Genomic DNA, 13,667 nt, shown 5'->3' with positions numbered 1-13,667 from the left:
CGCTGTCAGTGAGCTCAGTCCTCGTATACGGTCTTCTTCTTCCTGCCGAAATTCAGCATAATGCCCTTTGAAGTGAACAGCTTGTCGCTGGTGAATATCTTGACCGCGAAAGCCATGCAGACAACCAGCACGATGCACTGATAGATCAGTCCGCCGACGTAGAGCCCCATCTTGCCGAAGAGCACGCAGTCGGACGCGATGAAGGTGTGGGTGAAGGGTATCGCATAGAGCAGGTACTTTATCACGCCGGGAAGGGTGCTGATGTCGAGGAACATTGTCGCCATGAAGGGGATTACGGTGATTATCATGAGCGGCATAACGAGGGTCTGGGAGCTCTTGATGTTTCTTGCGAAGGCGCCGAGTATCAGCGATATGGACAGTGCGATGAGCATGGTGATGAGCATCTGCACGCCGATGAGAAGATAGGTCTTTAAGCTGTAGTTGAGCCCGAGGTTCTCGATTATCTGATTGTACTCATCGGGCAGGTCACCGCCGCCTGTGAAGCTCAGCTTGTTGGTGCCTATCATGTAGACAGCCGCGTTGAGCAGAGCCACAACAGCCGCCGCTATCATCTTCGCACTGAGAACGTGCAGTCTCGAAACAGGTGCGGAGAGCAGGGTCTCAAGCGTCTTGTCCAGCTTTTCAGCGCTGACCGCGTTGACCATCGTCTGCGAGCCCAGCAGGATGAGTATGTAAACTATCATCGGCATGAACAGTGACTGTGAGTAGGCACCCGAATAGAGCACCAGCTGAGATATCTTCTCCTGCTTGTCGGCTACGATAGTCTGCTCGTTGACGCTGACAGGCGCTTCCATGAGGGAGACCTCAGCGTCGGTGAGCTTGCCCGAATTTATCTTGTCGGTGTACATCGCGGTCTTTATCGCCGCCTGTATCAGCTGAACGGCGGTCTCGGAACCCGCGTTGATGTTCGCCATCATCGACAGCGAGGTCATGCGGCTGACGTAGATTATCTCCGCCTGCTTCTCGTTCCTGATAGCGTCCTCGAAGCCCTTCGGGATGATAACGAAGCTCTTGACGTCGTGTTTTTCAAGCTCCTTCGAGTAGTCGTCGGAATCCATCGTGATTATGTTCACATCGTTCTCCATATCCGCCGTCGGATGCTGAAGGAATTTCAGCACCGACTGTGAGAACGGCGTATCGTCCTGGTCGCAGATAGTTATTTTTCCGCTTTCCTTCTGTGTCTCTTCGGACGCCTTGTTCATCATACCGCCCATCATGCCCATCATGAGTATCATCATCACGAGCATGAGTATCGTCTGAACATTGAGCATCTCCCGAAGCTCTTTTTTAAGTAAACTTATAAACTTCATCTGTGCTCACCATCCCTTGCTTTCTCTCTCGTTCACGACTGTCTCGAACACTTCTTCAAGGTTCGATGCGCTGTACTTGGATTTGAGTTCGTCGGGCGTGCCCAGCTCCAGCAGGTGACCCTTTGCGATGATGCCCACTCTGTCGGAAACGTACTCTATCTCAAGCATATTATGCGACGACAGCAGGAAGCTCATACCGTTCTTTGCAAGCTCGCGTATCATGCGGCGTATCTCAAGGGCGTTGATGATGTCGAGTCCCGAGGTCGGCTCGTCGAGGATGGCTATCTTCGGCTTGGGCATGATGGTGCGTGCAAGCAGCAGCTTTCTTGTCATACCTCTCGAATAGCTCTCTATCTTGTCGTCGAGCCTGTCGCCGAGCTTGCATATCTCCTCAGCGGTCTTGACGAACTCCGCCGCCTGGTCCCTGCTCTCGGCGTACATTTCCGCCATGAATTGCAGGTACTGTCTACCCTTCATATTCTTGTACGCGCCTGCCTCATCGGGAAGGTAGGTGAGGTTTTTGCGGACTTCCGCAGGCTGATTTCTCACCGAGAAGCCTGCCACGCGGGCGTCGCCCTCGGTAGGTTTCAGAAGCGTTGCGATAGTCCTGATGGTCGTTGTCTTTCCTGCTCCGTTAGGTCCGAGCAGTGCGAATATCTCGCCCTTGCTGACGGTGAAGTTCACATCCTTTGAAGCGTATACACCTTTCTTATACTGCTTGGAAAGATGCTCGACCTCAAGCACGGGAGTGTTCTGTTCTGCCATAGTGTTCTCCTTTCTTTCTTGACACACATTTCCAGCCGTTAAGACTGTTCATGTATAGTATACACAGTTGCATTTACAATGTCAATACTCTCAAAGTATTGTTCATCTTTTTTTTACATTTTCCGCGCCCCTGCACGAAGTATTTTTCAGTCAAACGGCACTGCACTCATGACCGTCCGAAAAAAGCATACCTTTATAAATAAGCCTCACCGCCGATATTCCTGTACAGCCGCCTGATACGCGCTATCTCGGTATCGAGTATCTCTCTGCCCACAGGGGTGATTTTGTACAGCTTGCGCTTATCTTCCTCGCGGACGAATGAGATAAGACCGTCCTTTTCCATCTTCGAGAGGGTGCCGTACATCGTGCCTGCGGAAATGTTCACCTCGCCGCAGGTAAGTTCTTTCACGCGGCGGCTGATGAGGTAGCCGTGAGCCTCTTCCGTAAGGCAGAAGAGGATGTAGAACGCCGTTTCCGACATGGGAACGTAGATGCGTTTCAGCCTGTCGGTCATATATCTCACCTCACTGTATCGAACCACGATATATCTTACTGTGATATAGTATATCACACATCTGTTCATTTGTCAATTACTTTTCGGGTAAATCTTTTCCAAAATGCGCAGTATTTTTGTAATCGAATACAAAATCGGTGCTCTCCACTTGACGGTATATGCTAATTGTGATATAATGGTTGTGTATGGGGAATATCCCTGCGAAAGGAAGATAGATATGAGAAAGACTAAGATAGTATGTACTCTCGGCCCTGCTACCGAGGACGAGGGCGTTCTCCGCGAACTTATGAAAAGCGGCATGGACGTCGCAAGATTCAACTTTTCACACGCTAATTACGAAGTAGACCAGAAGCGATTCGAGACTGTCCGCCGCCTTTCCGACGAACTTGGTCTTCATGTCGCTACCATGCTCGATACCAAAGGCCCCGAGATACGCCTGAAAACATTCGAGAAAGGCAAGGTAGAGGTCACCGACGGAAGCGAGTTCACCCTCACTACCCGTGACATCATCGGCAACGAGAAGGAATGCGCAGTTACCTTCGCAAATCTCCCCAAGGACGTTACCGCAGGCACACGCATCCTTATAAATGACGGTCTTATCGAGCTGACCGTTACCTACGTAAACTCCACCGACGTTGTCTGCAAGGTAGTACACGGCGGCGAGATAAAGAACAACAAGGGCATCAACATCCCGGGAGTAAAGCTCTCCATGCCCTACATCTCCGACTCGGATATGAACGACCTGGCATTCGGCGCAAAGCTCGGCTTCGATTTCATCGCGGCTTCCTTCGTGCGCACGGGCGCTGACGTCATCTACCTGAGAAAATTCACCCAGTCGCTGGGCTGGAACAGAGTCCGCATCATCGCAAAGATCGAGAACAGCGACGGCGTTGAGAATATCGACGAGATACTCGAAGCTGCTGACGGCATCATGGTCGCTCGCGGCGATATGGGCGTCGAGATCCCCTTCGAGCAGATCCCCGCGATCCAGAAGGAGCTCATCCACAAGGCTTACAACGCAGGCAAGCAGGTCATCACCGCAACTCAGATGCTTGAGTCCATGATCTTGAACCCGCGCCCCACCCGTGCGGAGATCACCGACGTCGCAAACGCTATCTACGACGGCACTTCCGCGATAATGCTCTCGGGCGAGACCGCCGCAGGCGCGTTCCCTGTTGACGCTGTACGCACGATGGCAAAGATCGCCGAGACTACCGAGAACAACATCGACTACGCTAAGCAGTTCAGCATTCGCTCTTCTAACGACGAATACTCCAGCCGCGAAGTTACCGAGGCTATCTCCCACGCGTCCGTGACTACCGCTCACGACCTCAACGCGGCAGCGATAATCACCGTCACCAAGAGCGGCACCACCGCACGCCGCCTCTCCAAGTTCCGTCCCGAATGCCCGATAATCGCGCTCACAACCAGCCACAAGACCGCACGCCACATGAATATGTCGTGGGGCCTCGTTCCAGGCATCGTTGAGGAACAGACCGACACCGACAAGCTGATCGACGCGGCTATCGAAAAGTCCCTCGGCATGGGTCTCCTCCGCCACGGCGACCTCGTCGTAGTCACCGCAGGCGTCCCCCTCGGCGTAAGCGGCAACACCAACATGATGCGTGTTGAGATCGTTAAGTGAGCCTTTTGAGTGCGGGTTTTAACTTTGGGAAACCTTTCTGAAGAAAGGTTCTCCCCTTGCCGTGCGCAGCTAAGGCGGCCCCCGTTCCAAAGACCTTTAATATGTTGGCAGTTGGTTGTGGTTTATTAGATAGACTCTCTTCGGGTAAAGAGATACCTTCTGAACTGCTGATGAAGCGTTATACACCTTTGAATGTCTTTTGGGCGAGGGAATCCCAAAAGAAAAGAAAAGCACTTCCGTTTTTTCGGAAGTGCTTTTGGTTTATACGGGTATTTTGCCGTTCAGTTTGTCGAGGATGATGGGGAGCTCGGCGTCTATCTTATCGTTGTCGAGCTGGCAGGTGCCTGCGTTCGCGTGACCGCCGCCGCCGTAGCTCAGGCAAAGCTCGCCGATATTGAAATCCGACGCGCGGTTGATGATGGACTTACCGATCATGACCGCCGTGTTCTGCTTGCGGAAGCCCCACGCAACGTGTACCGAAAGCTCGGTCTCGGGCCACATCGCATAGACCATGAAGCGGTTGCCTGCATAGATGGTCTCTTCGTTTCTGAGGTCGATGACGGCGACCTTTCCGACGATCTTCGTGATACGTTTGAGCTGTTCCTTGAAAAGCTCCTGCTGCTCGAAGTAGAGGTCAACGCGCTCCTTGACGTCGGGAAGTGCCAGCACTTCGTCGATGCCGTGGTCAACGCAGAAGTCGATGAGCTGCATCATCAGTTCGTAGTTGGAGATGCGGAAATCGTGAAATCTGCCGAGACCCGTTCTCGCATCCATGAGGAAATTCATGAGCACCCAGCCTGTCGGCTCCAGCACTTCCTGCTTGGTGAAATCGGCGCTGTCGCCCTTGTCAACAGCGATCATGATCTCCTCGGAAACGCGCTTGAAGGTGTCCGCGCCGCCGTAGTAGTCGTAGACCACGCGAGCCGCCGAACGTGCGTTGCCGTCGATGATGTACTTGCCCCTGTAGTCCTCCTCCTTGTTGCGGAGAAGCTCACTCTCGTGGTGGTCGAATGCAAGACCAACGCGCTTGTCGAAAGGCAGGTTCGTGGTGATGTCATTTTCGGAAAGCTCGATTTTGCCGTCCTGAACGTCCTTGGGATGTACAAATTTTATATCGTCGATAAGGTCAAGCTCCTTGAGAAGCATGGCGCATACCAATCCGTCGAAATCACTTCTTGTCACAAGTCTTTTCATTGTCAGACCTCCATGATCTATTTTTACGGCAGTACAAACTACCGAAACAATCTGTATATATAATTATACACTATATTTTCTGAAAAGTCAATTACTTTTTGGTAAAACAGTACGATTTTTTTACCCCGGACAAAACCAAAGCCCGCGAGCGTCCGACTCACAGGCTTTGGGTGCTTCTTATTTTTACAGAGTGACGGGCTTTTCTTGGGGAGACCCTTTTGAAAAAGGGTCTTCCCTCACCCCCCTCACTAAAACTTTTAATGCTTTTTGGCTTGTGGTGCTTCTTCCTTAATTTGTGTTGGTCGGAAAGATTGTGGTTCTTATGTGATATTGCTTGACCTTGCCAAAAAGACGTTCAATAGTGGTTAACGCTTCAATTGCGGTATTCGTAAGTCAGCATCTCTTGAGATGTCAAGGGACTATTTTCCCGACCACAACCAACTGCCAACATATTAAAAGTCTTTGGAATGGGGGCCGCCTTAGCTACGCACGGCAAGGGGAGAACCTTTCTTCAGAAATGTTTTCCCCCAAAAAAACGCAGGTAGCAGAGGCAAAAAACAGCTGTCCGTTTTATCGGACAGCTGCCTGTTATATGTGCTTTTTGAGACTCATGTCTGCGGTCTGTTTCAGATAAATACAAAACTCCATGAAAGCCACGTACTTATCTGTCATCATCACCACATACGACTCGGGATACTTCGGTCTGCCCTTGCGTATCGGCCACATATGCTTCAAAATAACGTCCGCTTCGACCTTTGAGAGCTTGAAGCTCTTCCGCGCATTCTCAAGCGCAGTCTCGGGATGCGTCGTCAGATGCCTGCGGTCGCACTTCGGACACTCGGGATACAAGTCGTGCAAAAGACCTGCCCTCGCAGCCTGCTCGGCGTTGAAACCGAGCTTGCGGCACAGCAGAAAGCTGTAGTAGGATACATTCAGACAGTGCTGAAACCTCGTCATGCAGTGATGATGGTGGTAATCTTTGAGATCCTGCACCTCCTCACTGTTGAGAACGTCTTTGACAGCCTCGTGGTACTCCTGAGCCTGCGGAGAACGTTCAACAATGTACTTTGAACCGATCGCCCTTGACATCTAACAGCTTCCTTTCATATACGGGACATCCGCCCCTTATTTTCCTCAGTATATCAGACCAATATGAACTTTGCATGAATTATTGCTGATTTTTCTGCGAATGGCTTGATTTGGCTGAATGAGTGCGGGTATTAACCGGGGGAACCTTTCTGAAGAAAGTTTCCCCCTTGCCTTGCGTAGCTAAGGCGGCCCCCATTCCAAAGACTTTTAATATGTTGGACGATAGTTGTGGTTTGAAAGATAGGCTCTCGACATTTCATGAGCGACCATCTGAAAAATTCCGCAAATGAGGCGTAGACCACACTTGAACGTCTTTTTGGCAAGGTCAAGCTATGTAGCAGAAGAACTACAATCTTCCCTACCTGCACAAACAAAGTAAGAATCACTCACAAGCCAAAAAGTATTAAAAGTTTTAGGAAAGGGGTTTTGGGGAAACCCTTTTTCAAAAGGGTTTCCCCAAAGAAGACCCGCACTCACAAAGTCAGAAGTACTTTTCGGAGAAGAACTCGGGGACGTATTCTTCTTTTGCCGAGGTGCGTTCCTGGAAGAAGCCGTCGAAGCCTGAGCGTTCGAGTTCTTCGGCGACGGTCTCGTACTCGAAGCGCGAGAGGCGCCTGTTTATCTCCCTGAACTCCCCTGCCATGTACATCGGCGTGTACTGGCACATCAGGCTCACCAGCAGGTCGTCGGGGGAGAATTCCTCTCTCAGCCTGCGTATCAGCTCGATGGAATCGCGGCGGTGGTTCGGGAGTATCATGTGGCGGACGATGACTCCGCTTTTCATGACGCCGTTCTCGATCACGGGCTTGCCTGCGATGCGGCACATCTCCCTCAGCGACGCGAACGCCGCGTCGGGATAGTCGCCTGCCTGCGAATATTTCTGTGCGATGTCTGCCGAAGCGTATTTCAGGTCGGGCAGGAATATCTTCACCCTGCCGCCCAGCATCCGCAGTGTTTCGGGCTTGTCGTAGCCCCCCGAATTCCACACGACAGGGACGTTCAGCCGTTCCCCTGCCATATCCAGCGCTTCGATTATCTGCGGCGTGAAATGCGTCGGAGTCACGAGCTCGACGTTGTGCGCCCCCAGCTCCTGCATCCGCAGAAAAGTCTCCGAAAGCTCTTCGACGGTCAGCTCAAAGCCCTTGCCCCCGTGGGAGATCTCGTGGTTCTGGCAGTAGCAGCAACGCAGCGTGCAGCCGCAGAAAAACACCGTCCCTGCGCCGTTTTTGCCGCTTATCGGCGGCTCTTCCCACATATGCAGTTCTGCCCTTGCGATGCGGACGGTCTCGCTCTCGCCGCAGAATCCCCTGCCCGTGACGCGGTTTGCGCCGCACTCTCTGGGGCAGAGGGTGCAGCGCTCCATAATAGTCCGTATTTTAGTACTCATGAGTTATAAAGGTCAGACGCACTGATGTTGAAATTCGCCTGATAAGGCGTGCCCGATGCGTCCACATAGTCGATGATGCAGTAGAAATACTGCACTTTCTTGCACAGCGCCAGCTCGGGCTCGGCACCGTTGAGATGCTGTAGGTAGGTATAGACGCACTTGTTGTTTGCATCGTAAGCGAACATCGAAACGGTCTTGTATCGGCAGTCGATATCGGCGTGGTTCTGGTCAGCGCCCACCAGCTTCACCTGATAAAGCGCCCAGCTGTCGGTGGCGAGGTCGCTGTCGATGAGGGTGATATGCTCCTTATCCTCGGAACCCTCGACTATCTCCGCGGAGTTGCCTGTGAACTTCAGCTGCACGTTCCTGCCCGTGTCGTCCTTCAGCGAGGTCTCGAAAGGCGCAGTTGTGTAATCGTAGGAGTAAAAGCCCGTTTCACCGCTGCCGCTCTCATTCCCGACAGGCTCGCTGAAATACGAAGTCTGACCCGAAAGCTCCATTATCTCGCCGTAGGTCAGGTAGCAGTTGAAGATGTGTTTTTCCTCTTCGTTGTCCTTGCCGCGGCAATTCACGTAGATGAGGTAATCGTTTATGTCCGCGGAAATAAACATCGGGAATTTCACGACTTCCTTGCCCGAAACGCCCTCAAACGGCTCATAATAAATGGTATTGAGGTCATCGGCGCTCATGAATGCGCAGTCGGTGATGTCGAATCCTGCCGTGTCCAGCGACAGCGTGCAGTAAACGAGCGCGCAGTTTTTCTTGCCTGCGTAATCGGGCGAGCCGCCGCTCACGTCGTTGAACTCGACGATGCCCGCATTCTTGCAGTCCTCAAGGGTATCGTAGTTGTCCGCGAACTCGAAGTCCTTGACGGTCATGTATATCTCCTCGTCATACACGTCCATCGAAGCGAACTGACGGGTGTGGATATTCTGATCGTTCTCCTGTATCAGCCCGTCGTCTGCCGAGCTCACCTCGGGAAGTTCGGCGTCCCCAACTTCAACAGCGCGGTTTGACCTCGAATTATTATTCACGAACCCGATGATGAAAGTCCCGATGGAGATGATGAACGGCAGAAAGAACATACACAGTATCAGACCCACCAGCCATTTCGGCGCCTTTGCCGCCTGTCTGCCGCCGCTGCCGCGGTTGATCTGATCCATGCTGGTGTAGTACTGTGCGCCGTACTTGCCGACGCCCGTGGTGTGGTAGAGTGTGGAACGTCCCTGATTGTAGGGAGAGTTAATGGTCTGACCACCCGACGGCGGCGGAGTCTGCTGCTGAGGCGTTTTCGCGTAGGTATTCGGAGGCGTGTCCTCCGAGAAATTGCGTTTGAAGCTGTCGGTCACGCCGTGTATCTTCTCGCTTATCTCCTCGGGAGTAGCCGCGGCCTCCTGACGCATCTGCTCCTGAATGAAGCTGTCCTCGCCCGAATCGGTCTCCTTGAAGTGGTTATGGTTCTCCCCTGCGTCAAAGCAGCTGATGTCATCACGTGCGGTAAAGCATTCGGGGCAGAGGTCGGAATCCGACTTCTTGAACACATAACCGCAGGTCTTGCACTTGTATGCCATGTTTGCCTCCTTGTTTTTCTCGTTTCGAGTTTCGTTCGTTTACCCCGCGAAATTGAATATCATGCTGAAAAAAATTGTTGTTCTGCACCTTTTGAGTGCTAAAAAGTCTTAACGCTTGCGCGTTATGGGTCTTTCACGGGAATCGCTTGCGCTCTCCCGCGAAAAATAAAATCGGCAGATCGCTTGTTCCCGTTAAATAGTCTTGGATCTTACGATTGCGCCTTTTTTGGGCGTTTTTTGGGGGGCTGCCGATTTTATTCGTTTTTTTGAAATATGGTGCGCTTACATTTCAAAGCGCTGACCCCTGCGTGCCTTCGGACTCCCCACTAAACTTTTTGGGTCTTTGGCATATGCCGAACAGTTTGTGTTATATCGTGCGGTATACTCCGCCGAAGGGCATTTCGCACATTTCCACAGCATTTTTCGCCGTTTCCTCGTCTGCGAATATTCCGAAACACGCCGAGCCGCTGCCTGTCATTTCCGCGCCGAGAGCGCCGTACTTTTTCAGCTTTGCAATCGCCGCGTTGACAGAGTCCGGTCCGCAGGTCTCGGTGAAGGCGTTATACAGCGCCCCTCCGACCGCCTCCGCGCCCTTCGGCAAAGCCTGCTCGAAACGCCCGTAATCGCCCGCATTCGGCGTGCCCTTCTCGTCGAACAGCTTATACGCCTGCGGAGTGCTTATCGCGTCGGAAGGCTTCACCACCGCGAAGACCGCATCGAACTTCGGCAGGGGCGTCAGCTTCTCGCCGATGCCCTCGCAGAGCGCCGTCCCCCCCTCGATGAGAAAAGGAACGTCCGCACCGCACATCGCTCCGACCTCGCGCATCTCATCCGCGCTCATTCCGAGATGAAAGAGCGCATTCATCGCCCTGATCGCCGCCGCACAGTCGGCACTTCCGCCGCCCATGCCCGCCTGCGAGGGGATGTTTTTCGTGAGATCTACGCTTATCCTGCAATTCGGCTGAAAATAAGCGTAGCTCAGCACCGCAAGGATGCCCTTGACCACGAGGTTGCTGTCGTCGCAGGGAACGTCCTCCCTGCCGCAGCTGAGCACGATACCCGTCCCCTCCGAAAGCTCGAAGTCCAGAATATCGTACAGTTCAACAGTCTGCATAACGGTTTTCAGGTCGTGATAGCCGTCCGCTCGCCTGCCCGTGATGTCCAGATAGAGGTTCAGTTTCGCGTATGCTTTTTCGGTGTGTTTCTGCATTGTTTTCTCCTTTAGTTCATATCTTCGGTCATCCACCTGTCGAGGAACGCCATCTGTTCGTCGGTATGGAACCAGTGTTCGCCATCCTCCATGACAGTCAGCTCCGCACCCGTCCTCTCCGCGAACGCCGCCGCCGCTTCAAAAGGCACGAGACGGTCATTTCCGCCGTAAAGTATCTTCGTCGGGATGTTCCACACAACGGGGTGCTCCCGAACGTAGGACAGGTACTTCCACGAAAGCGTCTCGCCGAAGTCGGTCGGTATCTCGCCGCGCTTTTCAAGCTCGCTCTCGGGAACGCCTGCCGCCGCCATCATGCCGAGTATCAGCCCTTCCATGTCCGTGACGGGCGAGATAAGATATGCGCGGCTTATCGGCATTTCCGACAGCGCCCCCAGCGAAAAGAACGCCCCGATGCTGTTCGCCGCAAGCACGACCTCATCGTATCGGGCAAGGATACCGCCGAAAAACTCCGCGAATTCCGCCTTCGCGTCCCAAGGAGTCTCAGCCCTGTAGTCGAACCCGATGACATCATACTGCGGAAACAGCGGCTCGTAGTGCTTCGCTTCATCGGCACTGCCGCCTTTTCCGTGAACGTAAACAAAAGCTTTTTTCATTTTTGTGTCCCTCAGTATATCGTGTCCGCGTGCTTTTCCAACTCCATCTCCCAAAGCTCGTCAAGCGTCTTGAAGTTGTCGGGAAACCAGTAGACGGACGTGTAGATAAATATTGTATGCTCACTTGCAGCACGCCGCCACTTCACGACCTTGTAAGTCAGCGCGGTATAAGTCCGTGTGCCGCCGTCCTTGTAAGTCCCTGTCGGGACGGTGTGAACAGGACGGCAAGTATGCAGACCGCCGCGATGATGAGCTTCTTTTTCACGGCTTACTTCTGCTCCTCTTTCAGGTCTTCAAGGAACTCCCCGATGCGTCTCAGCGCTTCCTTCAGGTGGTTGAGCGAATACGCGTAGCTGACCCTCACGAAGCCCTCGCCGCAGGCACCGAAGTTGTTGCCGGGCACCACCGCGACCTTTTTCGAGTAGACAAGTCTCTCGCAGAATTCGTCGCTGGTCAGCCCCGTCGAGCGTATGCATGGGAACACGTAGAAAGCGCCCTGCGGCTCGAAACAGGTCAGTCCCAGCTTGTTGAAGCCGTCCACCACGAAGCGGCGGCGCATATTGTATTCGTTCTTCATCTTCGCGATGTCGCCCATGCAGTCGCGCAGAGCGGTCACCGCCGCGTACTGGCTTGTGGTCGGCGAGGACATGATGCAGTACTGATGCAGTTTCAGCATATGCTGCATTATCCCGTGGGGAGCGCAAGCGAAGCCCAGTCTCCAGCCCGTCATCGCAAAGGATTTCGAGAAGCCGTTTATCAGTATGCACCTCTCGCGCATACCCTCCAGCTCAACAATCGAGAAGTGTCTTCCCGAATAGGTCAGCTCGGAGTAGATCTCGTCGGTGATGACGAAAATATCCGTTCCGCGAAGCACCTCAGCGATAGGCTCCAGATCTTCGCGTCTCATGACCGCACCCGTCGGATTGTTCGGGAACGGCAGTATCAGCAGTTTCGTTTTCGGCGTGATAGCGGCCTTCAGCTCCTCGGCGGTCAGACGGAACTCGTCCTCCACCTTAGTCTCTATCGGCACAGGCACGCCGCCCATCATACTGACGATAGGCGAGTAACAGACAAAGCAGGGTTCGACCACCAGCACCTCGTCCCCGGGGGATACCAACGCCCTGATAGCAAGGTCTATCGCCTCCGAACCGCCCACCGATACGAGTATCTCGCTGTCGGGGTCGTAAGAGGTGTTCACGGTGTTTTTCACATAGCCTGCTATCTCCTGCCTCAGCTCCCTCAGACCAGAGTTCGCCGTGTAGCAGGTGCGGCCCTTTTCAAGGGTCTCTATCGCCGCCTGACGCACCTTCCATGGGGTCTTGAAGTCGGGCTCGCCCACGCCGAGAGAGATTACCCCCTCCAGCTGTGCCGCGATGTCGAAGAACTTTCGTATGCCCGAAGGCTTCATCTCGACGGCGTTTTTGTTCATCAGCTTATCGTAATCCATGCCCATCAGAGAACCATTCCTCTCTCATCGCGCTCCTCGGCGCTTATCAGCACGCCGTTCTGCTTGTATGCTTTGAGACGGAAGTGTGTGGCAGTCGCCGTCACAGCGTCGATAGCCGCCAGCCTCTCCGACACGAACAGCGATACCTCGCGGATGTTGCTGCCCGTAACGGTGACCAGCACGTCATACGAACCGCTCATGAGCATCACGCTCTCCACCTGTTCATATCCTGCTATCTCCTGTGCTATCTCGTCGAAGCCGCTCCTCGACTGGGGAGTGACTTTCAGCTCGATGAATGCTGTGACAGTGTTCGGGTCGGCGGCGCTGTCGTCGATTATCGCCGTGTAGCCCTTGATAATGCCCTGACGTTCATATTCCGCCATCTTCTCTGCGACCTCCGCCTCGGAGATACCGAGCATGACAGCCAGCTCCGCATTGGTGAGCCTTGCGTTCTGTTTGAGCAGTCTGAGTAAAGTGTCCATTTTTTTGCCCTCCTATGATCCTATGTCCTGAAATAAGCCGCGTATGCAAGAAAAGCCCCTGCTGCGAGCCATCCTGTGAAAAACAGCGGTACGGCTATCCTGAACCTGAGCTTGCGAGTCTTGTGGTGAAAGAAATTCATCCCGAGCAAAGCCCCGGGTGAGCCGTACAGGAACGCCAGCCAGAGCAGCAGCTTTTCGGGGATACGGTACAGGTGCGGCCCTGCCGTGCTGCCGTTCGCCTTCGCGATCTTCTTGTCGATGCCGAAGATGACGAACGTCGCCAGACTCGAAAGCAACGACATGGCTATAAAAAATGCCAGCAGCTTCCTCATAGCCTCGGTATTCGACATGACCTGTCCGATGATGCCTGCTTCTGTACGTTCCATGCTATCTTTCCTTTTCAGTGCGTTCTTTACAA

13 protein-coding genes are annotated in these 13,667 nt (G+C 53.4%); 1 reads left to right on the top strand and 12 read right to left on the bottom strand.

Annotated features, from left to right (window positions below; genetic code table 11):
- Positions 1–14: 14 nt before the first annotated feature.
- The 3 genes from BT142_RS15250 to BT142_RS15240 all read right to left on the bottom strand — a co-directional run bounded on the left by BT142_RS15250 (position 15) and on the right by BT142_RS15240 (position 2,679).
- A complete protein-coding gene (locus BT142_RS15250; RefSeq protein ID WP_072419044.1) occupies positions 15–1,331 on the bottom strand; it encodes an ABC transporter permease in 1,317 nt (438 codons plus the stop codon).
- A gap of 6 nt (positions 1,332–1,337) precedes the next feature.
- The gene (locus tag BT142_RS15245) at positions 1,338–2,096 is read right to left on the bottom strand and encodes an ABC transporter ATP-binding protein (RefSeq protein ID WP_072419043.1); all 759 of its coding nucleotides are present in this window, start codon (positions 2,094–2,096) and stop codon (positions 1,338–1,340) included.
- A gap of 193 nt (positions 2,097–2,289) precedes the next feature.
- Complete coding sequence (locus BT142_RS15240) at positions 2,290–2,679, bottom strand: PadR family transcriptional regulator (protein WP_347497762.1); 390 nt, start codon at positions 2,677–2,679, stop codon at positions 2,290–2,292.
- A gap of 148 nt (positions 2,680–2,827) precedes the next feature.
- On the opposite strand from BT142_RS15240, the gene pyk reads away from it, so the two are divergent.
- Complete coding sequence (gene pyk / locus BT142_RS15235) at positions 2,828–4,255, top strand: pyruvate kinase (RefSeq protein WP_072419041.1); 1,428 nt, start codon at positions 2,828–2,830, stop codon at positions 4,253–4,255.
- 261 nt (positions 4,256–4,516) lie between these two features.
- On the opposite strand, the gene BT142_RS15230 is transcribed toward pyk, so the two are convergent.
- The 9 genes from BT142_RS15230 to BT142_RS15190 all read right to left on the bottom strand — a co-directional run bounded on the left by BT142_RS15230 (position 4,517) and on the right by BT142_RS15190 (position 13,635).
- Positions 4,517–5,449, bottom strand: a complete 933-nt coding sequence (locus BT142_RS15230) for a DHH family phosphoesterase (RefSeq protein WP_072419040.1) — start codon at positions 5,447–5,449, stop codon at positions 4,517–4,519.
- Between the two features lie 588 nt (positions 5,450–6,037).
- Positions 6,038–6,538, bottom strand: a complete 501-nt coding sequence (locus BT142_RS15225) for an HD domain-containing protein (RefSeq protein WP_072419039.1) — start codon at positions 6,536–6,538, stop codon at positions 6,038–6,040.
- Positions 6,539–7,019: 481 nt separating this feature from the next.
- Positions 7,020–7,925, bottom strand: a complete 906-nt coding sequence (locus BT142_RS15220; RefSeq protein WP_072419038.1) for a radical SAM protein — start codon at positions 7,923–7,925, stop codon at positions 7,020–7,022.
- Positions 7,922–9,496 (bottom strand): hypothetical protein, encoded by a 1,575-nt coding sequence (locus BT142_RS15215; RefSeq protein WP_072419037.1) that lies wholly within the window; start codon positions 9,494–9,496, stop codon positions 7,922–7,924. Before BT142_RS15215 ends, BT142_RS15220 begins: the two co-directional genes overlap by 4 nt.
- A gap of 367 nt (positions 9,497–9,863) precedes the next feature.
- On the bottom strand, positions 9,864–10,706 hold the full coding sequence (ispE, locus tag BT142_RS15210; protein WP_072419036.1) for a 4-(cytidine 5'-diphospho)-2-C-methyl-D-erythritol kinase: 843 nt from the start codon (positions 10,704–10,706) through the stop codon (positions 9,864–9,866).
- 11 nt (positions 10,707–10,717) lie between these two features.
- On the bottom strand, positions 10,718–11,320 hold the full coding sequence (locus BT142_RS15205; RefSeq protein WP_072419035.1) for an alpha/beta hydrolase: 603 nt from the start codon (positions 11,318–11,320) through the stop codon (positions 10,718–10,720).
- Positions 11,321–11,588: 268 nt separating this feature from the next.
- Positions 11,589–12,767, bottom strand: coding sequence for an aminotransferase class I/II-fold pyridoxal phosphate-dependent enzyme (locus BT142_RS15200; protein ID WP_072419076.1), 1,179 nt, complete (start codon positions 12,765–12,767; stop codon positions 11,589–11,591).
- Between the two features lie 5 nt (positions 12,768–12,772).
- Positions 12,773–13,249: an Lrp/AsnC family transcriptional regulator gene (locus tag BT142_RS15195; protein WP_072419034.1), complete on the bottom strand. Its 477-nt coding sequence runs from the start codon at positions 13,247–13,249 to the stop codon at positions 12,773–12,775.
- A gap of 20 nt (positions 13,250–13,269) precedes the next feature.
- Positions 13,270–13,635 (bottom strand): DUF1294 domain-containing protein, encoded by a 366-nt coding sequence (locus BT142_RS15190; protein ID WP_242872010.1) that lies wholly within the window; start codon positions 13,633–13,635, stop codon positions 13,270–13,272.
- Positions 13,636–13,667 lie beyond the last annotated feature (32 nt).

The organism is Ruminococcus sp. YE71 (assembly GCF_900119155.1).
Lineage (GTDB): Bacteria > Bacillota > Clostridia > Oscillospirales > Ruminococcaceae > YE71.
This window is presented reverse-complemented; position numbering and strand designations above follow the sequence as displayed.